This window comes from Streptomyces plumbidurans (genome assembly GCF_019857225.1).
GTDB lineage: Bacteria > Actinomycetota > Actinomycetes > Streptomycetales > Streptomycetaceae > Streptomyces > Streptomyces plumbidurans.
Genome location: NZ_JAFJSY010000064.1, coordinates 1 through 20,671, shown reverse-complemented (window position 1 = coordinate 20,671; position 20,671 = coordinate 1). Strand labels below are relative to the sequence as shown.

Genomic DNA, 20,671 nt, shown 5'->3' with positions numbered 1-20,671 from the left:
ATGTCCGACGTACGCGTCGTCGTCATCGACTGCACCGACACCGGAGCCCCGCCCCCGACCGCCACCGGCCCGACATGGATCTGCCGCGACACGCGCCGCTCGGCGATCGGACGGGCCGGCACCTCGGGGAGGCCCAAGGGAATGGCGGTCACGACGTCACTCCCGGTTTCCGGAGACCGTCTCGCGCATGGCGCGCAGGGACTCCTTCAGGGACCCCATGGTGGCGAGGACGGCGGTGGGCTCGTAGCCGCAGTGCGCCATGCAGTTGGCGCAGCGCGGATCCTTGCCGCGGCCGTACTTGTCCCAGTCGGTGTCCTCGATGAGTTCGCGGTACGTCGGCACGTACCCGTCGCTCATCAGGTAGCAGGGGCGCTGCCAGCCGAAGAGCGAGTAGTTCGGGATCGCCCAGGCGGTGCACGGGAAGTCGACCTTGCCCTCCAGGAAGTCCAGGAAGAGCGGGGAGTGGTTCAGCCGCCACTTCTTGCGGTTGCCGCCCGAGAAGGCCTTCTTGAACAGCTCGCGGGTCTGCTCCACGCCCAGGAAGTGCTCCTGGTCGGGCGCCTTCTCGTAGGCGTAGGCGGGCGAGATCATCATCTCGTCGACCTTGAGGTCGTCGTTGAGGAAGTTGAGCACCTCGATGATGGTCTGCGGGGTGTCCGTGTTGAAGAAGGTCGAGTTGGTGGTCACCCGGAAGCCGCGCCGCTTGGCCTCCTTGATGGCCTCCACGGCCTCGTCGAACACACCCTCCTTCGCCACCGACTCGTCGTGCCGCTCGCGCAGTCCGTCGATGTGCACGGCGAAGGCGAAGTAGGGCGAGGGCTTGAACTTGTCCATCTTCTTGCGCAGCAGCATGGCGTTGGTGCAGAGGAAGACATACTTCCTCTTCGCCACCAACTGCCGCACGATCTCATCGATCTGAGGGTGCATCAGGGGCTCGCCGCCCGCGATGGACACCATCGGGGCACCGGACTCCAGCACCGCCCCGACAGCCTGGGCGACCGGCATGCGCTGCTTGAGCACACCCGCCGGGTGCTGGATCTTGCCGCAGCCCTCGCACTTCAGGTTGCATGCGAAGAGAGGTTCAAGCTCCACGATCAACGGGAACTTGTCCCGCTTGCGGAGCTTCTGTTCAGCCAAATACGTAGCGACCTTGATGGACTGGCGCAGCGGCATGGCCATCTGGCTCACCTCCTGGGGAGCAGCAAAGAACGGTGCCAATCGAAAAAAGCCGGAAGAACGGAACGAAGAACGCGGAAAGCCGATATTCCACCGCGCACTGTTCCGATCCGGACGAGTTCATGTTCAGGAGCGTCCACGACCACTCGGACGGCCGCAACCGGGCGCTCAGCGATGCGAACGGCGCTCAGGAGCGTCGCCGCGGATTCCATGTCGACCGCGATTGCGCCGGTCGCGAGCAGATCCGCCCGTTCGTGACCGCGGACGACGTGATCGGAACCGGCGACCGGGCCCCTGTGGACGGTACGTCCGGGCACGGTGCGCGCCAGTTCCTTGACGAGTAGGTCGGTCCCGGTGCACCGAACGGTTCCGTCCGGATCGCGGGTCTCCTCGGCGACCACCAGATCGCCGGGGTGCATTCCGGGTGCGAGCCCGGCGCAGAAGCCCGTGGCCAGCACCGCGGCCCCGCCGAGGGCCGGATCGGCGAGCATGCGGGTGACGGCACGCTCGGCCGCCCTCGGCCCCATGCCGGTCCGCAGAACGGTGACCGGCCCGCCGGACCCACTGCGGTCGCCCGTGCGCAGGGCGAGGCGCTCGATGCCCAGCGCGCAGGCGATCAGCAGCGGGGCCGGGGCGGGCTGTGTGCTCATCAGCTCCCCTTGCCGACGGATTTCACGGCGAACGGCTCTCCGTGCACATACCGGCCCAGTGCGGTCAGCGGGAAGACCTGCCGGTAGAGGTGGTAGTTGATCGAGAAGTCCCAGGGGAAGCCGGTCCCGGTGAAGTAGGGCTCGTCCCAGGAGCCGTCCTCGCGCTGGGTGGCCGCGAGCCACTCGATGCCGCGCTCGACGGCCTTGGAGTCCCGCTCCCCCGCCGCGAGCAGCGCCATCAGCGCCCACGCGGTCTGCGAGGCGGTCGAGGCACCCCGGCCGCTCCACTCCTTGACGTACTTGTAGGAGCGCAGGTCCTCGCCCCAGCCGCCGTCGTCGTTCTGGACCTTCTCCAGCCAGGCCACGGCCCGCCGGATCGCGGGGTGCGAGCCGGGGATCCCGGCGGCGGTCAGCGCGGGTACGACGGAGCCGGTGCCGTAGACGTAGTTGACGCCCCAGCGCCCGAACCACGAGCCGTCCGGCTCCTGTTCGGCCAGCAGCCACTCGATGCCGCGCCGGGTGCGCGGGTCGTGCGAGAGGCCCTCGACGGCCAGCATCTCCACGACGTGCGCGGTGACGTCCGCGGACGGCGGGTCGATGACCTCGCCGAAGTCGCAGAACGGCAGCCGGTTGGGGAAGGGGCTGGTGTTGTCGACGTCGAAGGCGCCCCAGGCGCCGTTCTTCGACTGCATGCCGAGGTTCCAGCGCACCGCCCGGCCGATCGCCTTCTCCACCCGCTCCGGGTCGTGGTGGCTGACCCGGCGCAGCGCGAGGGACACCTCGGCGGTGTCGTCGATGTCGGGGTAGTTGTCGTTGTGGAACTCGAACGCCCAGCCGCCGGGCGGCAGTTGGGGCCGCTTCACGGCCCAGTCCCCGGGGCGCACGATCTCCTCGCCGAGCATCCAGTCCGCCGCCTTGACGAGCTGCGGATGGTCCGCGGGCAGACCGGCGTCGGCGAGCGCGATGGTGGCGAGACAGGTGTCCCACACCGGCGACTGGCAGGCCTCGATCATCCTGGCCCCGTCGTCGCGCCACACCGCGAAGCGGTCGAGCGAGGCCAAGCCCTCGCGCATCACCGGGTGTTCGAGGTCGTAGCCGAGCAGATACAGGGCGATGACCGAGTACACGGCCGGCGGCTGGATGCCGCCCCAGCAGCCGTCGTTCTCCTGCCGCTCGATGATCCAGCGGGCGGCGGAGTTCATCGCCGCCCGGCGCAGCCTGCGCGGGATGACCTTGCGCGCCTGGTGCAGCGCCCGGTCGAGGCGCTGGAAGGCGCCGTCCCAACTCGCCGCCGGGGCGAAGGGCTTGGGCGGGTTCGGATTGCTCGGGTCCCGGTGCAGCTCGTCGAGCGGGAAGGGCGCGGGCCGCACCGGCCGCTTGGCCGAGACGATCGTCAGCGGCACGATCGTCTGCCGGGCCCAGCACCCGAAGTCGTAGATGTTCAGCGGCATCCACTTCGGGAAGTAGATGAGCTCCGGCGGGAGTTCGGGCAGGTCCTCCCACTTCCACCAGCCGAACAGCGCGAGCCAGATCCGGGTGAAGACACGGGAGGCGGCGATGCCGCCCTGCTCGCGGATCCACGCCGAGGCCTTCGCCATGTGCGGGGCGTCCGGCTCGTCGCCGGCCAGGCGCAGCGCGACGTACCCCTCGATGGTGGTGGACAGTTCGCCCGGTCCGCCGTAGAAGGAGGCCCAGGTGCCGTCCTCACGCTGCTCGCCGCGCACGAACAGCGCGGCGGCGTGCGCGGTGGACTCGTCCAGGATGCCCAGGAACTGACGCAGCAGCAGGTCCTCGGCGTCCATGGTCACATTGGTCTCGAGGTCGCCCTTCCACCAGCCCTCGGCGTCCTGCCGGGACAGCAGGAAGTCGGTGGCGCGGCGGGTCGCGCGTACGGCGGCGTCGTGCACCCCGGCCGCCACGGGGATCGTGCTGTCGGTGTCGCTGGCCGAGGCAGGCCGGGGCTGCAGAGCTCCGGCGCTTCCGTCGGTCGTCGCTGTCATGGCTTCCCCTTCTTGCAGTCGTGCGAGTCGTGCTGCTGTGGGTCCGCCGTCGACCGGTGCCTTATACATCTTGTCCGGCACCGGCCGGCGACTACGCGAGGAGTGTTCGACCGATACTGATCATCTCTTCCGTACGACGACGAAGTCGGCGAGCGCCGCGAACCGGGCCCGGACAGGGTCGGGCATGTCGATGGCGTCGAGGGCCTCGATGGCGATGGTGTGCTGACGGCGCGCTTCCCCGGCCGTCCATTCGCGGCCGCCCGCCTCCTCGATGAGGGCGGCGCGGGCCGCGAACTCGTCCTCGGAGAAGTTCTCGAAGTCGTTGCTCTTGGCGTCGGCGGCGAGGAGTTCGCCGAGCCGCTCGGAGGCGGCGCCGCCCGCCGCGAGCGCGGCCACGACCGGCAGGGACTTCTTGCGCTGGCGCAGATCGCTCCAGGTCTGCTTGCCGGTGGAGAGTGGGTCGCCCCAGATGCCGAGCAGGTCGTCGACGGCCTGGAAGGCGAGACCGAGGTGGTAGCCGTACTTCTCCATCGTGTCGGCGGTGCGGTCGTCCGCGCCGCCGAGCACCGCGCCGATCGAGGAGGCGCAGGCCAGCAGGGCGCCGGTCTTGTTGCCCTCCATCTCCAGGCACTCCTCGACGCTGACGCGGTCGCGGTGCTCGTAGGAGATGTCCTGGGCCTGGCCGTCGATCAGGGCGCGGGTCGCCGCGGTCAGCCGGCGGGTGGCACGGCCGGCCTCGACCGTGCCGAGCTCCAGCAGGACCTCGTTGGCGAGGGCGAACAGGGCGTCGCCGACCAGGATCGCCTGGGCGGGGCCGTGCACCTTCCAGACGGTGTCGCGGTGGCGGCGCTGCTCGTCGCCGTCCATCAGGTCGTCGTGCAGCAGCGAGAAGTTGTGGACCAGTTCGACGGCGACCGCGCCGGGGATGCCGACCTCGGGGGCGGCACCGGTGACCTCGGCGGAGAGCACCGCGAGCGCGGGACGCACGGCCTTGCCGCCGTCGCCGTCGGCCGGGTTGCCCTCAGCGTCGATCCAGCCGAAGTGGTAGGCGGAAACGGTGTCCATGGGAGGGGCCAGGCGGTCCACGGCCGCCTTCAGTACCGGTGTGGCAAGGGTCCGGCCGCGCTCCAGGAGCGCGGTCACGTCCACCGCGGTCCTCCGGGCGGCCGTCTCGGCCGGGGGCACAGTGGGCACAGTCTCTCCTCTTTCTGCGGTACCGGAGGTGTGGGGGCCTGCCGCGTGCTGCTCGAGCATCACGCCGCCTCCTCGAACTCGAAGAGGTCGCTCGGGCGGGGCCGGCCCAGGGCGCTCAACGCGGCGTCGGCCGCACTCACACCACTGCGGACCGCACTCTCCATGGTCGCGGGCCACCCTGTGGCGGTCCACGCTCCGGCCAGATAGAGGCCGGGGGCCTTGGTGCGGGCGCCGGGCCGCAGCCGTCCCACGCCGGGGGTGGGAGCGAACGTCGCCGTGCGCTCCCTGGTGACGAAGAAGTCCTTCACTTCGGCACCGCGGGTTGCCGGAAGCAGTCGTTCCAGCTCGGGCAGGTAACGCTCGCGCAGGACGGCGACCGGTGCGTCGATCTCGTCCTGCGCGGCCGACTGCGACAGCGCGAGGTACTGGCCCTCGCGCAGGCCGGACGCCGCGGTGCGGTCGAAGACCCACTGGATCGGGGTGCCGAGGGCCGCGAAGAACGGCCTGCCGAGCACCTTCCGGTCGTAGACGACATGGACGTTGAGGATCGGCGCGGTGCCGATGCCGAGCAGCTGGTCAACGTTGTCGAGCGCGCCGGCGGGCAGCAGGTCGTGGGCCTCGCGCTGGGGTACGGCGAGCACGACCGCGTCCGCCCGAAGCGTCTCGCCGGGAACCTGAACGCTCCAACGCCCGTTCTCGTCAGTAGAGATGGAGGTGACGCGTGTACGGACTTCGGTGCGCACGCCCGCGGAGTCGAGCGCCTTGCGGGCGAGCCGGTCGTGCAGTTCACCCAGCGGGACATGGGCCCAGCCGATGTCGGCCGCGCCCGGGTCGGACAGCAGACCGGTCTTGAACACCATCGCGGCGAGCCCCAGCGAGGCGTCGCCCGCGACCGCGTTGAGGGTGGCGACCCCGACCAGGTCCCACAGGGCCTCGACGGCACGCGCCGACTGGCCGTGCGCGGCCAGCCAGCTGCCGAAGTCCTGGGTGTCCAGGGTCGGATCGGCGAGGTCGAGCCCCTTGAGCGCGAGCGCGGCACGCCCCACCTTGGCCCGCTCGGCGAGCGAGAGATGCGGATAGGTCGCAAGACTGCGCCCCAGATGCAGGGGTACGGGCAGCGGGTCGCGCCGCAGCCTGCCCAGCCGCCGCCCCTCGGGCTTGTCGAGGTCGAGTACGGGCACGTCGAGACGATCCTGCAGCGGTGCCAGCGCCGTCCCCTCGATCCGGTCGAGGAACCAGCGGTAGGCGGTGCAGCAGCGCAGGTAGACGTGCTGTCCGTTGTCGACGGTCAGTTCGCCGCGCTGGAAGGAGAAGGCCAGGCCGCCCAGTCTCGGCCTGCCCTCGAGCAGGGTGACGCGGATGCCCGCGTCGGCGAGCGCGAGCGCGGCGGTGATGCCGGCGAGCCCGCCGCCGATCACGACGGCGCTCCGTGCGGGACGCCGCGGCATGCCCGCGAGCGGCTCGTCGGAGCGCGAGTCGTCGGTCATCGTGCACCCTCCCCTGCGCGACGTCCGTGCTGATCGAACGGTGCACGGTCGGCCGTCGCAGTCAGGGACGCCGTCCCTGCCCGGAGGGTTGCGTGCCGCTTTTCTCCGGTGGAATCACCTTGGCCCGTCTTGTCCATCAGGCGCGCCTCCTGACGGTCCTGGTCACATGCCGGGCGTCCAGACCGGACAGTCCGCGTACGGCGACATACGCCTTCTCGCGCCCGGGCAGCGAGACCCGGCCGCGCAGCACGGCCTCCGGATCCCGCTCGATGCGGTCGAGCAGCCGGCGGTAGATGCCGGCCATGGCGGCGACGCAGGCTCCGCTGCGCCGGTCGAGCATGGGGAGCAGCCGGTAGCCCTCGGCGAAAAGGGCACGGGCCCGACGCACCTCGAAGTGCACGAGACCCGTGAAGTCGGAGCCCTCCGGTGGCCTCGGCCCGCTGAACCCGGCCGAGCACCCGAACTTCGCGAGGTCGTCGGAGGGCAGATAGGTGCGTCCGCCCTCGGCGTCCTCCCGGACGTCCCTGAGGATGTTGGTGAGTTGGAGCGCCAGTCCCAGGGTGTCCGCGTACTCCGGCGCCCGCTCGGCGCCGCGCGCGCCCCGCTCGGTGCCGAACACGCCGAGGGAGAGCCGCCCGATGGCGCCCGCGACACAGCGGCAGTAGACCTTGAGGTCGTCCCAGGTCTCGTAGGTCTCGCCGCGTACGTCCATCAGCACGCCGTCGATCAGCTCGTCCAGGCCGCCGAGCGGGATGGGGAAGGCGTCGGCGGCGTGGGCGAGTGCGACCGCGACGGGGTCGGTGTCGTCCTCGGCGACCGCGCCCTCGCGCACCCGGGTCAGCAGCGCCCGGGTCTCGTCGAGTCTCGCCGCCTTGACGTCGTCCGCCAGCTCGCCGTCACCGATGTCGTCGACGCGCCTGGAGAACGCGTACAGCGCCGACATCGCCCGCCGCTTGGGCGTCGGCAGCAGTCTGATGCCGTACGCGAAGTTGCGGGCCTGCTGCCCGGTCACTGCCTCGCAGTAGCTGTAGGCGGCGAGTACCGGCGCGGACGCGTGTGGTGGAGACTCCACGGTCCGGATCACCCCTCTCCTCGCAGAGTCACGCCCACCTCGCGCAGCAGCCGGCCCTTGCCGGGCTTGGGCGGGCCGTGAAGTACGTCGTATTCAGCGGCGGCGATCGCATGGATCGCCGCCCTCCCCCCGGCCACGAACCCCGCCAGCAGCAGCTTCAGTCTGCCGTGGACGCTACCCACGAGAGGGGCGCCTTCATTCAGGAGATCGCGGGCGCGTTGTGCTTCGTACGCGACCAGTGCGCGCACCGATGCGCCCGCGGTGGATGTGGCCAGATCCGCCTCTTGCACATGAAACTGCTTCATGTCCTCGGCGGGCAGGTAGACACGGTCACGGCCGAGGTCCTCGGCGACGTCCTGCAGATGCTCGACGATCTGCAGGGCCGTGCAGACCGCGTCGGACAGGCGGATGCGCTCGGGGGTCGAGGTGCCGGTGACGGACAGGACCAGCCGGCCGACCGGATTGGCCGACAGTTCGCAGTAGGCGAGCAGGTCGTCGTAGGTCTCGTAGCGGGTGACGAGCTGGTCCTGGCGGTTGGCGGCGATCAGGCCGCGAAAGGGCTCAGCGCTCAGGCCGTGGCGTCGGACGGTCGGCTGGAGGCGGCGCAGCAGCGGGTGGTGCGGGGTCGAGTCGAAGACCCGGTCGAGGTCCTGCTCGAAGGCGTCCAGGAGCAGCAGCCGGTCCTCGGCGTCCTCGGGCGGTACGCCGAGCAGCCGGGCGTCGGCGCCGCCGGGGGCCAGGTCGCCGTCGCCGATGTCGTCGACGAGGCGGGCGAAGCCGTACACCGCCATGAGGTCGGCGCGCCAGGCCCGGGGCAGGAAGAAAGGCGCCACGGGGAAGTTCTCGCCCGCGGCCTTGTCGAGCGTGCCGCGCTCCGGATCACCGGCGTGCGACGCGCGGGTTCCCGTCACCGGTGGCCGCCCGGGGCGGGGACGGCACACACTCCGCCGAGCTGGGGAGTTTCCGTAGCCATTGCCGTCACATCTCCCGTTCTACACTGCCGACCCAATGCATACTATTTCGGACACGCCGCCCGGCCCTCGGCGTGGTCGACCCGCGTCAGGGTGTCGCGCATTATCGCCCCACTTGCCGCCTTTCGGGACCGGTACAGCTTACGTTGTACAACGCAGCGAGCTTCGCTGGGGTGTCCTGCACATCACAACAACACACCGATTGGCGTCAAGATTCCTTGGGCGGGACCGAGTTGACGTTTCCTTTGCAGACGCGGGGCCCCGCCGGAACAGTTCCGGCGGGGCCCCGCGAAGCGTGGTGGGCCTGTCGGCCCACAGGTGAGTGGACTACTTGCCCGTGAACTTCTCGTACTCCTTGAGGACCTCGTCGGTGGGCCCGTCCATGCGCAGCTCGCCGCGTTCCAGCCACAGGACGCGGTCGCAGGTGTCGCGGATGGACTTGTTGTTGTGGCTGACCAGGAACACCGTGCCGGCCTCCTTGCGCAGTTCGCGGATCCGCTCCTCGGAGCGCTTCTGGAACTTGCGGTCGCCGGTCGCCAGCGCCTCGTCGATCATCAGGACGTCGTGGTCCTTGGCCGCGGCGATGGAGAAGCGCAGCCGGGCCGCCATGCCGGAGGAGTAGGTGCGCATCGGCAGGGTGATGAAGTCGCCCTTCTCGTTGATGCCCGAGAAGTCGACGATCGACTGGTAGCGCTCCCTGATCTGCTCGCGGGACATTCCCATGGCGAGCCCGCCCAGGATGACGTTGCGCTCGCCCGTCAGGTCGTTCATCAGGGCCGCGTTGACGCCCAGCAGCGAGGGCTGGCCGTTGGTGTAGACACGGCCCTTCTCCGCCGGGAGCAGGCCGGCGATGGCGCGCAGCAGGGTCGACTTGCCGGAGCCGTTGGAGCCGATGAGGCCGATGGCCTCACCGCGGTAGGCGACGAAGGAGACGCCCTTGACGGCGTGCACCTTGCGCACCCCGCGCTCCTCGCCGCGCTTGACGATGCGGCTGAGGGCGGCGGTGGCGCTGCCCTTGCCGCTCTTGGCCCCGTGGACGCGGTAGACGATGTGCAGCTCGTCGGCGATGACGGTGGGGACGCGCCCACCGTTGTGCTGGTCGATGCGCTGTTCAGCCACGGCCGTACCTTTCCTCCGCCTTCCAGAAGTACAGGAAGCCGCCCAGGGCGACAAGAACGGCCCAGCCGGCCGCGGCCGCCCAGACATGGTCGGGGAGGTTCTCGGCGCCGTAGCCGTCGATGAGCGAGAAGCGCATCAGGTCCATGTAGATGGCGGCCGGGTTCCACTGCAGGACGGTCGCCGTCCACTGCGGCTTGTCGGCCAGCATGATCGGGATGGAGAACATCACGCCGGACGCGTACATCCACGTACGCATGATGAACGGCATCAGCTGCGCCAGGTCGGGGGTCTTGGCGCCCGCCCTGGCCATGATCAGCGCGAGTCCGCTGTTGAAGAGGAACTGCAGCGCGAGCACCGGGACGATCAGCAGCCAGGACAGGTCCGGGACGCTGCCGAAGCCGACCGCCACCGCGAACAGCACGATCATCGAGAACAGCAGCTGCTGGAGCTGCTGCAGCGCGAAGGAGATCGGCAGGGAGGCGCGCGGGAAGTGCAGTGCGCGGACCAGGCCGAGGTTGCCGGAGATCGCGCGTACGCCCGCCATCACCGAGCTCTGGGTGAAGGTGAACACGAAGACGCCCGTGACCAGGAACGGGATGTACACATCCCGCGACATGCCCCGGCTCGCCTTCAGGATGACGCCGAAGATGAAGAAGTACACGGCCGCGTTCAGCAGCGGCGTCGCCACCTGCCAGACCTGGCCGAGCTTGGCCTGGCTGTACTGGGCGGTCAGCTTCGCCCGCGAGAAGGCGAGGATGAAGTGACGCCGGTCCCAGAGCTGGCGGACGTACTCGACGAGGGAGGGGCGGGCGCCGCTCACGGTCAGGCCGTACTTGTCGGCGAGCTGACCCGCCGTAAGGCCCTCGTCGGGAGACACGGCCGGACTCAGGGCGACCGTGCCGTCGTGGGTTGACTCACTCACTGATGGAAACTTTCGTCCTCGGGATGCGCAGCCCGTGCGGGCAGAAGCTCGGGACCCGGGACGGGTCCGCGTCGCTCGTACATGTGAAAGAGCTTGTCAGATCACAGGGGGCCGGCCCAGTCGGGTCAGCCGCCACACCGTACGCCATTTCATGGGCCGGCGCGGTCCGCACGCAGTGGTCCAGCCTTCCCTGAAGCCGCCGAACCATGCCCGCAGCGCGGGCCGCGAGGGGCGGCGTACGAGGGTGAGGAGCATCCAGACGCCGAGGTAGACCGGGACGAGGAGCGCGGGGAGGTTGCGGCGGGCCAGCCAGACCCGGTTGCGGGCGACCATGCGGTGGTAGACGGCATGGCGCGAGGGCGCGGTCGTGGGGTGGTACAGCACCATGTCGGAGCGGTAGTCGATCATCCAGCCGGCGTCGAGGGCCCGCCAGGCCAGGTCCGTCTCCTCATGGGCGTAGAAGAACTCGTCCGGCAGCCCGCCGACCTCGGCGAAGACCTTGGTGCGGACGGCGTTGGCGCCGCCCAGGAAGGTGGTGACCCGCGAGGAGCGCATCGGGTCGGCGGCGCGCAGCCGCGGGACGTGCCGGCGCTGGGTGATCCCGGTCTCGGGGTCGGCGATGCGGAAGCTGATGATGCCGAGCTCGGGGTCGGCCGCGAAGGCCTTCCGGCACAGTTCGGCGGTGTCGTGGCCGGCGAGGAGGCCGTCGTCGTCGAGGAACAGCAATATGTCGACATCACGGCCGCTCGGGCCGAAGGCCTCGATACCGACGTTGCGGCCGCCGGGGATGCCGAGGTTCTCGGGCAGCTCGATCGTACGGACGCCGTCGGGGACGTCGGGCACGGGCGAGCCGTTGCCGACCACCACGACCTCGACGCGGTCGCCGTCCTGCTTGGCCACCGAGTCGAGCAGGGCGCGCAGCTCCTCGGGGCGGTTGCCCATCGTGATGATCACCGCGCCGACCTTCATGGCGCTCACTTCAGCCTGCTGGAGGCCAGGATGGACACGAGGTGCAGCAGGGTCTGCAGCAGTGCGATGCCGGCCATCACCGCGACACCGAGCCGGGAGAAGAACAGGTCCCCGCGCGCCTGGTCGGCGAAGGCCAGGACCAGGATCACCAGGGACGCCTCGATGCCGAGGATCAGCCGGTGGAACTTGAACGCGGCGGCGGCCCGGCGGGCCAGCGCCATGCCGGAGGAGCGCATCTCGGCCGCCGCCTCCTTGACCGGGGGCAACCCGGCCTGGTGGCGGGCGACGCCGACCAGGTCGGTCTCGGCCTTGATCAGGATCGCGCCGAGCGCGGCGAGCGTGCCGAGGAAGGCCCACAGCCAGTCGATACGGCCGCTGCCGAACAGGTCCGCGGCACGCAGCCCGAAGCCGACGAGCACGGCGGCGTCGGTGAGGTAGGCGCCGACCCGGTCGAGGTAGACGCCGTTCATGGAGTACTGCTTCTTCCAGCGCGCGATCTCGCCGTCGACGCAGTCCAGCAGCAGATACATCTGGACGCAGACGACACCGAGCACGGCGCCCCAGACCCCGGGCACGAGCAGCGCCGGGGCCGCGAGCACGCCGAAGACGGTCATCAGGTACGTGAGCTGGTTGGGCGTGACCCTGGTGTTCACCAGGTAGCGGTCGATCCGCAGGGACACCTCGCGCATGTAGAGGCGTCCCATCCAGTGCTCACCGCTGCGCCGGTCCTTGACCCCTGCGGGGTGGACGACCGGACGGAGTTCAGCTACCGATGGCCTTGACATAGTCGGCGTATGTGTCCTTGATCTGGTCGGTTGTCAGGTCGAGGTGTTCGAGGATGGTGTAGCGGCCGGGCCGGGTCTCCGGGGCGAACTCCACGACGCGGACGAACTCGTCCACGGTGAAGCCGATCTCCTCCGGGAGCACCGGAAGCCCGTGCCTGCGGAGCACCTCGGCGGTGTACGCCGACTCCTCGTGCGCACCGCGCAGGTACATGGCGAAGGCGGCACCGAGGCCGCACTGCTCGCCGTGGCTGGCGGCGCGCTTGGGGTAGAGCAGGTCGAAGGCGTGGTTGATCTCGTGGCAGGAGCCCGAGGCGGGGCGGGAGTCACCGGAGATGGACATCGCGATCCCGGTGAGCACCAGCGCCTCGGCGAGCACCTGGAGGAAGTTGTTGTCCCCGATGCCGCCGGGGTGGCGCAGCACCGCCTCGCCCGCCTGGCGGGCCATGGCGGAGGCGAGGCCGTCGATCTTCTCCCCGGTGACGCGGTTGGACAGCTCCCAGTCCGCGATCGAGTTGATGTTGGAGATCGCGTCGCCGATGCCGGCCCGTACGAAGCGGGCGGGCGCCTCGCGGATGACGTCGAGGTCGATGACGGCCGCGATCGGGTTCGGCACACCGTAGGAGCCGCGGCCCGCGTCGTTGTCGAGGGTGGCGACCGGCGAGCACAGGCCGTCGTGCGCGAGGTTCGTCGGTACGGCGACCAGGGGCAGGCCTACGCGGGCCGCGGCGAACTTCGCGCAGTCGATGATCTTGCCGCCGCCCAGGCCCACGACGGCGTCGTAGTGGCCGGCCTTTATGTCGCTCGCCAGCCGTACGGCGTCGTCGAGGGTGCCGCCGCCGACCTCGTACCAGGTGGCGCCGGGCAGGGACGGCGCGATGCGCTCGCGCAGCCGGGCGCCGGAGCCGTTGCTCACGGCGACGGCGAGCCGGCCGGAGGTCGAGATGCGCTCGTCGGCGAGCACGCCCGCCAGGTCGTCGAGGGCACCCGGGCGGATGTCCACGACGAGCGGCGAGGGGATGAGCCGGGTCAGTACTGGCACGCGATCTCCCGTCCGCGGGCGAGATCGTCGTGGTTGTCGATCTCGACCCACTTGACGTCGCCGATCGGCGCCGTGTCGATCCGGAAGCCGCGGTTGACGAGCTCCTGGTAGCCGTGCTCGTAGAACTGCTGCGGGTCGCTCTCCCAGACGGTCCTGAGCGCGTCGGCCAGTTCGGGGGCGGCGTCGCCCTCGATCAGGGTGACGCCGATGTACTCGCCGGTGGCCTCGGCGGGGTCCATCAGCTTGGTGATCCTCGTCATTCCCTTCTCGGGGTCGACGACGACCTTCATCTCCTCGTCGGCGAGGTCCTTCACCGTGTCCAGGGCGAGGATGATCCTCTTGCCCTCGCCGCGCGCGGCGAGCAGGGTCTTCTCGACAGAGACCGGGTGGACGGTGTCGCCGTTGGCGAGGATCACGCCGTCGCTGAGGGCATCACGGCCGCACCACAGGGAGTAGGCGTTGTTCCACTCCTCGGCCTTGTCGTTGTCGATGAGCGTGATCTTCAGGCCGTACTTCGCCTCCAGGGCCGCCCGGCGCTCGTACACGGCCTCCTTGCGGTAGCCGACGATGACCGCGACCTCGCTCAGGCCGATCTCGGCGAAGTTGCCGAGGGTCAGGTCGAGCACCGTGATCGAGTCCTCTATGCCCGCGGGCCCCACCGGCACCAGCGCCTTGGGCAGGCTGTCGGTGTAGGGGCGCAGACGGCGTCCGGCGCCGGCCGCCAGCACGAGGCCGATCATGCGGTTTCTCCTTCGTCGTGTACTGCGGGCGCCCCTGCGGACACCCAGAAGCGGATGCTCTCGACGAGCACCAGCAGGGCGACGACCACGGCGAGGACCGTGAGCGCGACCTTGAACTGCGAGGCGGTGAGCACCGCGGCGAGGACGGTGACGAGCAGCGTCCGCCCCTCGTGTCCCCCGATGGCGCGCACCAGCCAGGCCGGGGGCGCTCCGGCGCTGCCGCGGATGCGGTACACCGTGTCGTAGTGATGGTAGGCGACGGCCGCCACCAGGCCGAAAGCTGCGGGCAGGACGCCGTTCACCCCGGATTTGGCCGCGAGGATCAGGACGGTGCCGTATTCGGCGGCGCGGAAGAAGGGCGGGACGAGCCAGTCCAGGGCGCCCTTGAGGGGGCGGGCGACGGCGGCACCGGAGAGCAGGACGTAGGCGACGGCACCCAGCACGGTGGGCCATGCCGCGCCCCAGACCGCGGCGGGGATCACCACGAGGAGCCCGGCGGCCGCGGCGGCGACGGGAGCCGGGACGCGCGGAGCGAACCGCGCCACCGCCCCGGCGAGCGGGCCGCCGTCCGCGAGGTCCGCCAGCGCCTGCGCGGCCCGGTCGGTGCGCCGGGCCTTGCGGGTCAGCGACCTGAGCACCCGGCCCGCCGTGGTGTACGTCGCCGCGAAGGCGCAGCCGATGAGGAGGACGTAGAAGGTGATGCGCGGGGTGGTGACCGCCGTGAGGACCGCGATCATCGCCCAGCGCTCGCCGATCGGCAGCACGATCATGCGCCGGATCCACACCGTCCAGCCGACGCTGTCCAGCTTGTCCGAAAGGGCGGCGGTGGGGCTGGTGTTGGCGGTGGCGTCGTGGTTGGCCTCGTTGAAGGAGAAGTCCACGACGTGCCGGCACGTCTGCAGGACCATCGCGCCGAGCGCCAGGGCCCATACGTCGTCGCCGCCGCGGGCCGCTCCGAGGGCGAGGCCCGCGTAGTAGGCGTACTCCTTGGCCCGGTCGAAGGTGGCGTCCAGCCAGGCGCCGAGCGTGGAGTACTGCAGGGAGTAGCGGGCGAGCTGTCCGTCGGTGCAGTCCAGGACGAAGGAGCAGATCAGCAGGATGCCCGCGGCGACGTAGCCGGGGCGGGTGCCGGTGGCCGCGCAGCCCGCCGCGATCAGCGCGGTCAGCAGGGAGGCGGTGGTGACCTGGTTCGGGGTCAGGCCCCGGCGGGCGCACCAGCGGGCGATGTAGCGGGAATACGGGCTGATGAAGAACGTGGTGAAGAAGCCGTCGCGGGACTTCACGGCGGACTTCAGGCGTATGGCCTCGTCGTCGACGCCGGCGACGGCCTGCCGCGCTTCGTTGCGGGCCTGCGGGTCGGCCGGTACCTCGGCGACCAGGCTGCCCAGCTCGGGGCGGTGGACGTCGGCGCCGTCGGCGTCGAGGGCCGCGACGATGCGGTCCGCGAGGTTGTCCACGACGACGGCCGCGCCGCCGCCCGCGGAGTTCTCGCGGGCCATGGCGCGGGTCAGGGCCTGGCGGCCGGCCGCCTGGGCGGTGACGGCGCCGGGGACCGCGGCGACCGGGAAGCGGGGGTCGGTGAGGCCGAGGCGCAGGGCGTGCAGGTGGCCCACGAAGCGGGCGTCCACCACCGCGACCCGCTGGTCACCGGGGACCTGGGCGAGGAGCGTCTCGGCGTCCGCGGCGTCGGCCGCGAGCCGGACGTCGAAGCCGAGGGACCGCAGATCGCCCTCGATCGACGATCCGGGGACCGGCTGACCGGTGAGGATGGCGGTCGACAACCGAACTCACTCCCTGGGTGCCGACGCGCTGGCGCCGGTCATGTGCTGGGTACGGGCGCCCCTGGCTGCACCAGGCGGGCGGCATGTCGGCAGAGGCTATCGGATGCTCGGAGAGCGGCGTTCACCGCCCGTTAACGAGCCGATCAACGCAGTCTCCACCGGTCTTTGCCGCGATCATCATCGGGGATTTGGGGTCCCGCCCACAAACCGCGGGGCGCAGACCAGGCATCACGGACATTGGGGATCGCGGGGTGGGGCCGACATAGGGTGGGCGACCATGACATGGCTGATCACAGGCGGAGCCGGATACATAGGGGCCCATGTGGCGCGGGCCATGACCGGCGCCGGGGAGGACGTCGTCGCGCTGGACGACCTCTCGGCCGGGGACCCCGCGCGGCTGCCGTCCGGCGTACCGCTCGTCGAGGGCTCGTCGCTCGACGGCGGCCTGCTGAAGCGGGTGTTCGCGCGGTACGCGGTGACCGGTGTCGTCCATCTCGCGGCGCGCAAGCAGGTCGCCGAGTCCGTGGCGCAGCCCACGCGCTACTACCGGGAGAACGTCGGCGGCCTCGCCACCCTCCTGGACGCGGTCGCCGAGGCCGGGATCGAGCGGTTCCTGTTCTCCTCGTCGGCGGCCGTCTACGGCAACCCGGACGTGGACCTGATCACCGAGGACACCCCCTGCGCGCCGGTGAACCCGTACGGCGAGACCAAGCTCACCGGTGAGTGGCTGGTGCGGGCGGCGGGCCGGGCGCACGGCATCTCGACGGTGTGCCTGCGCTACTTCAACGTGGCGGGCGCGGCCGCGCCGGAGCTGGCCGACACGGGCGTCTTCAACATCGTCCCCATGGTCTTCGACCGGCTCACCCGCGACGAGGCGCCGCGCATCTTCGGCGACGACTACCCGACACCGGACGGCACCTGCATCCGCGACTACATCCACGTCGCCGACCTGGCCGAGGCACACCTGTCCGCGGCCCACAGACTGGCCGCCGGGGCCCACGACGGCGACCTGACGGTGAACATCGGCCGCGGCGAGGGCGTCTCCGTCCGCGAGATGATCACGGTCATCGGCGAGATCAGCGGAGAGAGGCGTGCGCCGCTCGTCGAGGCCCGCCGCCCGGGGGACGCGCCGCGGGCGGTCGCCTCCGCCGAGAGGGCCGCGAAGGAGCTGGGCTGGACTGCTCGGCGCGGGGTGGGCGAGATGGTGGAGTCGGCTTGGGCGGGGTGGCGGTTGCACCACGGGCGTTAGCCGCGGGGCGAGGGCTACGGGCAAGGGGCGCGGCCGGGCGGCGGCGACCGCCGGGCGCCTCTCGTCAACGCCCGCCGCTCCAGTTGCGCCACGGGAGCCGAGCTGCGGGCCGCGTCCGGTACGACGGCGACAGTGCCGGGCACCGTCCGTCGGGGCCGCCGACCCGGCTGGGCCACGGAAGGTTTGCCGCGAGGCGCGAGCCGCACGGCGACAACCGCCGGGCACCTCTCGTCGACGCCCGTCAGTCCAGTTGGGCCACGGGAGCCGAGCTCCGGGGCGCAGCCCGTACGACGGCGACAGGCGAGCACCGCACTTCGGGGCCGCCGACCCGGCTGCGCCACGGAAGGTTGGCCGCGAGGCGCGAGCCGCACGGCGGCGACCGGCCGGGGAGCACTCGTCGAGGCGCGACGACCCAGCTGCCATGCGGAAGCGAGCGGTGTGCCTCAGTCGGTACGGCGATGGGAACCAGTCGGGGGCGGGGCCTGTGGGGCGGCGGTGCAGAATTGAGCCGGGTGGTGCGCCCCCGGGGCGGAATGCAGCCGTCCGGCGCGGAGGCGCGTCCTGACCCTCACAGCACCGCCCGGACGGTTCTCAGCCGATCGCTCCGGGCACGATCAACCACCGGACCCCTCTTCCGGCGTCCGGCCGGCGAAGGCCGCGCCCCGCGGTGCACGCGGGACATGCGGGCGTGCCGTCAAGTGCCGGGAGTGCCGCTTTCGTACGGCAGACTTGGGGCGCGAAGACCGATGCGAAGGATGGGTATGCCGATCACACCTGCCACCGCGACGCACAGTCCGTCGAACGGCACCGCTGACGCGATTCTGCTGGAACTGGTCGACGAGAACGGCGTCACGATCGGCACCGCGGAGAAGCTCGCCGCCCACCAGCCGCCGGGGCAACTGCACCGCGCCTTCTCCGTCTTCCTCTTCGACGAGCGCGGCAGGCTGCTGCTGCAGCAGCGGGCGCTGGGCAAGTACCACTCCCCCGGTGTGTGGTCCAACACCTGCTGCGGCCACCCCTACCCCGGCGAGGCCCCCTTCGCGGCGGCGGCCCGGCGGACGTACGAGGAACTGGGTGTGTCCCCCTCGCTGCTCGCCGAGGCGGGCACCGTCCGCTACAACCACCCGGACCCCGACTCGGGCCTGGTCGAGCAGGAGTACAACCACCTGTTCGTCGGCCTGGTGCAGGCCCCGCTGCGGCCGGACCCGGAGGAGGTCGGCGAGACCGTCTTCGTGAGCCCCGAGGAGCTGGCGGAGCGGCACGCGAAGGACACCTTCTCGTCCTGGTTCATGACCGTGCTGGACGCGGCACGTCCCGCGGTCAGGGAGCTGACCGGCCCGTCGGCCGGTTGGTGACGCCCACGGCGCTCGCGGCGGTCGCCGGGGTCGCCAGGGTCAGGACACCCGCACGGGTTTGAGCGGCAGGGCGGCCCAGATCACCTTGCCGCCGCTCGACGTGTGTTCGACGTCGCACACGCCGCCCGCCTCCCGGGCGACCTCGCTGACCAGCAGCAGCCCCCGGCCACCGGTCCGGCCGTGGTCGGCCTCCAGGGCGGTCGGGCGGTAGGGGTGGTTGTCCTCGACGGACACCCGCACCCACTCGGCACCCACGGCGACCTCCACCGCGAGCATCGGCGACAGCAGGGCCGCGTGCTTGACGGCGTTGGTGGCCAGCTCGGAGACGATCAGCAGCAGACCGTGGACGAGATCCTCGGAGACGGGCACCCCCTGGCGGTACAGCAGGTCGCGCACGGCGTGCCGCGCCTGCGGGACGGAGGCGTCCACGGCGGGTGCGGTGAACCGCCAGACGCCTTCGTACGGGAGCGGGTCCGCCGGCCCCGGGTCGCGGGGCCCCTCGGCGCCGTCTTCTGGGCGTGGGCCGGGCCCACGCCCGTGGTCGTCCATCGTCCGGTCGCCACCCTCGCGCTCGATTGTCACCACGTCACGAGTGTTGGTTCCGACCGGCTCCCCTCCGGATGACTGAACAGAAGTCAGCAAATATCGAGCGTTTCCGACCGTTGGCGTACGACACGGTCGGTTGGTGGACCGCTCCTGTTCCACCCGATGCCGACTTCGCGAACTTTTCGGGTTGTAGGGCGGGGCGGTTAGCATCCGGCTCATGGAGCCCCAGCTGCTGCACGGTGTCGCCGACTCGGTCGCCACCGTCGTCATCCACCACCCGGCCAAGCGCAACGCCATGACGGCCGCGATGTGGGCCGCGCTGCCGCCGCTGCTCGACTCGCTGGCGGCCGACCCGGACGTACGGGCGCTGGTGCTGACCGGCGAGGGCGGCACGTTCTGCGCGGGGGCCGACATCTCCACGCTGCGGGACTCGCCCGAGCGGGCGCAGGGGCTCGCGGTGCGCGCCGAGGAGGCCCTGGCCGCCTTCCCGAAGCCGACGCTGGCCGCGGTGCGCGGGCACTGTGTGGGCGGCGGTTCGCAGCTCGCGGCGGCCTGCGATCTGCGGTTCGCCGAGGAGGGCGCGCTGTTCGGGGTGACGCCCGCGAAGCTCGGGATCGTGTATCCGGCGTCCTCCACGCGGCGGCTGGTGTCGCTGGTGGGCCCGGCGGCCGCGAAGTACCTGCTGTTCTCGGGCGAGTTGATCGACTCGGCACGGGCGCTGCGCACCGGTCTGGTGGACGAGGTGCTGCCGGAGGGCCAACTGGCCAAGCGGGTCGCGGAGTTCACCGCGATCCTGGCCTCCCGCTCACAGCTCACCCAGGCCGCGGCGAAGGAGTTCGCGAACGGCCGCACCGACCGGGACACCCACTGGAGCGAGCAGGCACGCGGCAGCGGCGACACCGCGGAGGGGGTCGCCGCCTTCCTGGAGCGCCGTCAGCCGCGGTTCACGTGGTCGGTTCCGTTCCCAGGATGAACCGGCTCCTCGAGCGCATCAGCTCGACGACGTCCGCGGGCGCCTTGTCCGGGGACCCGGCGTCGTAGGGCGGCTGCGGGTCGTACTCGATGCCCAGCTGTACGGCCTGGGCCACGACGTCTCCCGACATCCGTCCGAGCAGCGCGAGCCCCATGTCGATGCCGGAGGAGACGCCGGCGGCGGTGACGTACTTGCCGTCGGTCACCACCCGCTCCCCCGTGGGCTCGGCGCCGTACCGCTTCAGTTCGTCCAGGGCCAGCCAGTGCGAGGTCGCGCGGCGGCCTTCGAGCAGGCCCGCCGCGGCGAGCAGCAGGGAGCCGGTGCACACCGAGGTCGTCCAGGTGCTGGTGGTGTCGGCGGTGCGGATCCAGTCGAGGAGCGCCTCGTTCTCCATCTGCGGGGTCTGGCCGGGGCCGCCCGGGACGACCACGACATCGGGGTGCGGCACCTCGGCCAGCGTCTTGTCGGCGACCATCGCGAGGTTTCCGCTGTCGGTGCGGACGGGACCGGTCCGCTCGGCGACGAAGACGACCTCGGAGCCCGGCAGACGGCCGAGGGTCTCGTACGGTCCCACGGCGTCGAGGGCGGTGAAGCGGTCGTAGAGGACGATCGCGAACTGCATGGGTTCCCCCTTGGCTCGGCC

The 20,671-nt window shown here is 71.1% G+C and carries 20 protein-coding genes and 1 pseudogene; 3 read left to right on the top strand and 18 right to left on the bottom strand.

Going from position 1 to position 20,671, the window contains the following annotated elements; all coding sequences use genetic code 11:
• From JYK17_RS30815 to JYK17_RS30740, 16 genes and pseudogenes are all read right to left on the bottom strand, one after another.
• Nucleotides 1-152 (bottom strand): annotated as a pseudogene (locus JYK17_RS30815) (flavodoxin-dependent (E)-4-hydroxy-3-methylbut-2-enyl-diphosphate synthase); the annotation flags it as partial.
• 4 nt (nucleotides 153-156) lie between these two features.
• Entirely contained in the window at nucleotides 157-1,179 is a 1,023-nt protein-coding gene (hpnH, locus tag JYK17_RS30810) for an adenosyl-hopene transferase HpnH (RefSeq protein WP_108015866.1), read from the bottom strand.
• A 5-nt stretch (nucleotides 1,180-1,184) separates the two neighbouring features.
• Nucleotides 1,185-1,826, bottom strand: a complete 642-nt coding sequence (locus JYK17_RS30805; protein ID WP_108015865.1) for a phosphorylase family protein — start codon at nucleotides 1,824-1,826, stop codon at nucleotides 1,185-1,187.
• Complete coding sequence (gene shc, locus JYK17_RS30800) at nucleotides 1,826-3,826, bottom strand: squalene--hopene cyclase (protein WP_108015864.1); 2,001 nt, start codon at nucleotides 3,824-3,826, stop codon at nucleotides 1,826-1,828. Before shc ends, JYK17_RS30805 begins: the two co-directional genes overlap by 1 nt.
• Nucleotides 3,827-3,946: 120 nt before the next feature.
• The gene (locus JYK17_RS30795; protein ID WP_164932354.1) at nucleotides 3,947-5,011 is read right to left on the bottom strand and encodes a polyprenyl synthetase family protein; all 1,065 of its coding nucleotides are present in this window, start codon (nucleotides 5,009-5,011) and stop codon (nucleotides 3,947-3,949) included.
• A gap of 68 nt (nucleotides 5,012-5,079) precedes the next feature.
• Complete coding sequence (gene hpnE, locus JYK17_RS30790) at nucleotides 5,080-6,507, bottom strand: hydroxysqualene dehydroxylase HpnE (RefSeq protein ID WP_372465339.1); 1,428 nt, start codon at nucleotides 6,505-6,507, stop codon at nucleotides 5,080-5,082.
• Nucleotides 6,504-6,644, bottom strand: a complete 141-nt coding sequence (locus tag JYK17_RS41290; RefSeq protein WP_219917719.1) for a DUF6380 family protein — start codon at nucleotides 6,642-6,644, stop codon at nucleotides 6,504-6,506. Before JYK17_RS41290 ends, hpnE begins: the two co-directional genes overlap by 4 nt.
• Nucleotides 6,644-7,591, bottom strand: a complete 948-nt coding sequence (gene hpnD, locus JYK17_RS30780) for a presqualene diphosphate synthase HpnD (RefSeq protein ID WP_164932123.1) — start codon at nucleotides 7,589-7,591, stop codon at nucleotides 6,644-6,646. The genes JYK17_RS41290 and hpnD overlap by 1 nt, the downstream gene beginning before the upstream one ends.
• Nucleotides 7,588-8,490 carry a squalene synthase HpnC gene (gene hpnC / locus JYK17_RS30775; protein ID WP_108015862.1) on the bottom strand — a complete coding sequence of 301 codons (903 nt, stop codon included), beginning with the start codon at nucleotides 8,488-8,490 and terminating at the stop codon, nucleotides 7,588-7,590. Before hpnC ends, hpnD begins: the two co-directional genes overlap by 4 nt.
• 387 nt (nucleotides 8,491-8,877) lie before the next feature.
• Nucleotides 8,878-9,669 carry an ABC transporter ATP-binding protein gene (locus tag JYK17_RS30770; RefSeq protein ID WP_108015861.1) on the bottom strand — a complete coding sequence of 264 codons (792 nt, stop codon included), beginning with the start codon at nucleotides 9,667-9,669 and terminating at the stop codon, nucleotides 8,878-8,880.
• On the bottom strand, nucleotides 9,662-10,591 hold the full coding sequence (locus JYK17_RS30765) for an ABC transporter permease (RefSeq protein WP_108015860.1): 930 nt from the start codon (nucleotides 10,589-10,591) through the stop codon (nucleotides 9,662-9,664). Before JYK17_RS30765 ends, JYK17_RS30770 begins: the two co-directional genes overlap by 8 nt.
• Nucleotides 10,592-10,687: 96 nt before the next feature.
• Nucleotides 10,688-11,560 carry a glycosyltransferase family 2 protein gene (locus JYK17_RS30760; protein ID WP_108015859.1) on the bottom strand — a complete coding sequence of 291 codons (873 nt, stop codon included), beginning with the start codon at nucleotides 11,558-11,560 and terminating at the stop codon, nucleotides 10,688-10,690.
• A 5-nt stretch (nucleotides 11,561-11,565) separates the two neighbouring features.
• On the bottom strand, nucleotides 11,566-12,345 hold the full coding sequence (locus JYK17_RS30755; protein ID WP_108015872.1) for a CDP-alcohol phosphatidyltransferase family protein: 780 nt from the start codon (nucleotides 12,343-12,345) through the stop codon (nucleotides 11,566-11,568).
• The gene (locus JYK17_RS30750; protein WP_108015858.1) at nucleotides 12,323-13,384 is read right to left on the bottom strand and encodes an iron-containing alcohol dehydrogenase family protein; all 1,062 of its coding nucleotides are present in this window, start codon (nucleotides 13,382-13,384) and stop codon (nucleotides 12,323-12,325) included. Before JYK17_RS30750 ends, JYK17_RS30755 begins: the two co-directional genes overlap by 23 nt.
• The gene (locus JYK17_RS30745) at nucleotides 13,372-14,124 is read right to left on the bottom strand and encodes a phosphocholine cytidylyltransferase family protein (protein WP_108015857.1); all 753 of its coding nucleotides are present in this window, start codon (nucleotides 14,122-14,124) and stop codon (nucleotides 13,372-13,374) included. The genes JYK17_RS30750 and JYK17_RS30745 overlap by 13 nt, the downstream gene beginning before the upstream one ends.
• Nucleotides 14,121-15,905 (bottom strand): DUF5941 domain-containing protein, encoded by a 1,785-nt coding sequence (locus JYK17_RS30740; RefSeq protein ID WP_128801356.1) that lies wholly within the window; start codon nucleotides 15,903-15,905, stop codon nucleotides 14,121-14,123. The genes JYK17_RS30745 and JYK17_RS30740 overlap by 4 nt, the downstream gene beginning before the upstream one ends.
• Nucleotides 15,906-16,182: 277 nt before the next feature.
• On the opposite strand from JYK17_RS30740, the gene galE reads away from it, so the two are divergent.
• Nucleotides 16,183-17,154: a UDP-glucose 4-epimerase GalE gene (gene galE, locus JYK17_RS30735; RefSeq protein ID WP_222811642.1), complete on the top strand. Its 972-nt coding sequence runs from the start codon at nucleotides 16,183-16,185 to the stop codon at nucleotides 17,152-17,154.
• Nucleotides 17,155-17,915: 761 nt separating this feature from the next.
• Nucleotides 17,916-18,509, top strand: a complete 594-nt coding sequence (idi, locus tag JYK17_RS30730) for an isopentenyl-diphosphate Delta-isomerase (protein ID WP_108015854.1) — start codon at nucleotides 17,916-17,918, stop codon at nucleotides 18,507-18,509.
• Between the two features lie 39 nt (nucleotides 18,510-18,548).
• On the opposite strand, the gene JYK17_RS30725 is transcribed toward idi, so the two are convergent.
• Nucleotides 18,549-19,058, bottom strand: a complete 510-nt coding sequence (locus JYK17_RS30725; protein ID WP_128804379.1) for an ATP-binding protein — start codon at nucleotides 19,056-19,058, stop codon at nucleotides 18,549-18,551.
• 214 nt (nucleotides 19,059-19,272) lie between these two features.
• Here JYK17_RS30725 and JYK17_RS30720 point away from each other — a divergent pair, with 214 nt between their 5' ends.
• A complete protein-coding gene (locus JYK17_RS30720; RefSeq protein WP_128801358.1) occupies nucleotides 19,273-20,028 on the top strand; it encodes an enoyl-CoA hydratase/isomerase family protein in 756 nt (251 codons plus the stop codon).
• On the opposite strand, the gene JYK17_RS30715 is transcribed toward JYK17_RS30720, so the two are convergent.
• On the bottom strand, nucleotides 20,000-20,650 hold the full coding sequence (locus JYK17_RS30715) for a DJ-1/PfpI family protein (protein ID WP_128801359.1): 651 nt from the start codon (nucleotides 20,648-20,650) through the stop codon (nucleotides 20,000-20,002). The two genes, JYK17_RS30720 and JYK17_RS30715, sit on opposite strands and share 29 nt — an antisense overlap.
• Between the last annotated feature and the right edge of the window lie 21 nt (nucleotides 20,651-20,671).

What these genes read in the sequence shown, in the direction of transcription:
- hpnH (WP_108015866.1), bottom strand. Translation starts at nt 1,179, where the DNA reads ATGGCCATGCCGCTGCGCCAGTCCATCAAGGTCGCTACGTATTTGGCT.
- JYK17_RS30805 (WP_108015865.1), bottom strand. Translation starts at nt 1,826, where the DNA reads ATGAGCACACAGCCCGCCCCGGCCCCGCTGCTGATCGCCTGCGCGCTG.
- shc (WP_108015864.1), bottom strand. Translation starts at nt 3,826, where the DNA reads ATGACAGCGACGACCGACGGAAGCGCCGGAGCTCTGCAGCCCCGGCCT.
- hpnE (WP_372465339.1), bottom strand. Translation starts at nt 6,507, where the DNA reads ATGACCGACGACTCGCGCTCCGACGAGCCGCTCGCGGGCATGCCGCGG.
- JYK17_RS41290 (WP_219917719.1), bottom strand. Translation starts at nt 6,644, where the DNA reads ATGGACAAGACGGGCCAAGGTGATTCCACCGGAGAAAAGCGGCACGCA.
- JYK17_RS30760 (WP_108015859.1), bottom strand. Translation starts at nt 11,560, where the DNA reads ATGAAGGTCGGCGCGGTGATCATCACGATGGGCAACCGCCCCGAGGAG.
- JYK17_RS30755 (WP_108015872.1), bottom strand. Translation starts at nt 12,345, where the DNA reads ATGTCAAGGCCATCGGTAGCTGAACTCCGTCCGGTCGTCCACCCCGCA.
- JYK17_RS30745 (WP_108015857.1), bottom strand. Translation starts at nt 14,124, where the DNA reads ATGATCGGCCTCGTGCTGGCGGCCGGCGCCGGACGCCGTCTGCGCCCC.
- galE (WP_222811642.1), top strand. Translation starts at nt 16,183, where the DNA reads ATGACATGGCTGATCACAGGCGGAGCCGGATACATAGGGGCCCATGTG.
- idi (WP_108015854.1), top strand. Translation starts at nt 17,916, where the DNA reads ATGCCGATCACACCTGCCACCGCGACGCACAGTCCGTCGAACGGCACC.
- JYK17_RS30725 (WP_128804379.1), bottom strand. Translation starts at nt 19,058, where the DNA reads ATGGACGACCACGGGCGTGGGCCCGGCCCACGCCCAGAAGACGGCGCC.
- JYK17_RS30720 (WP_128801358.1), top strand. Translation starts at nt 19,273, where the DNA reads ATGGAGCCCCAGCTGCTGCACGGTGTCGCCGACTCGGTCGCCACCGTC.
- JYK17_RS30715 (WP_128801359.1), bottom strand. Translation starts at nt 20,650, where the DNA reads ATGCAGTTCGCGATCGTCCTCTACGACCGCTTCACCGCCCTCGACGCC.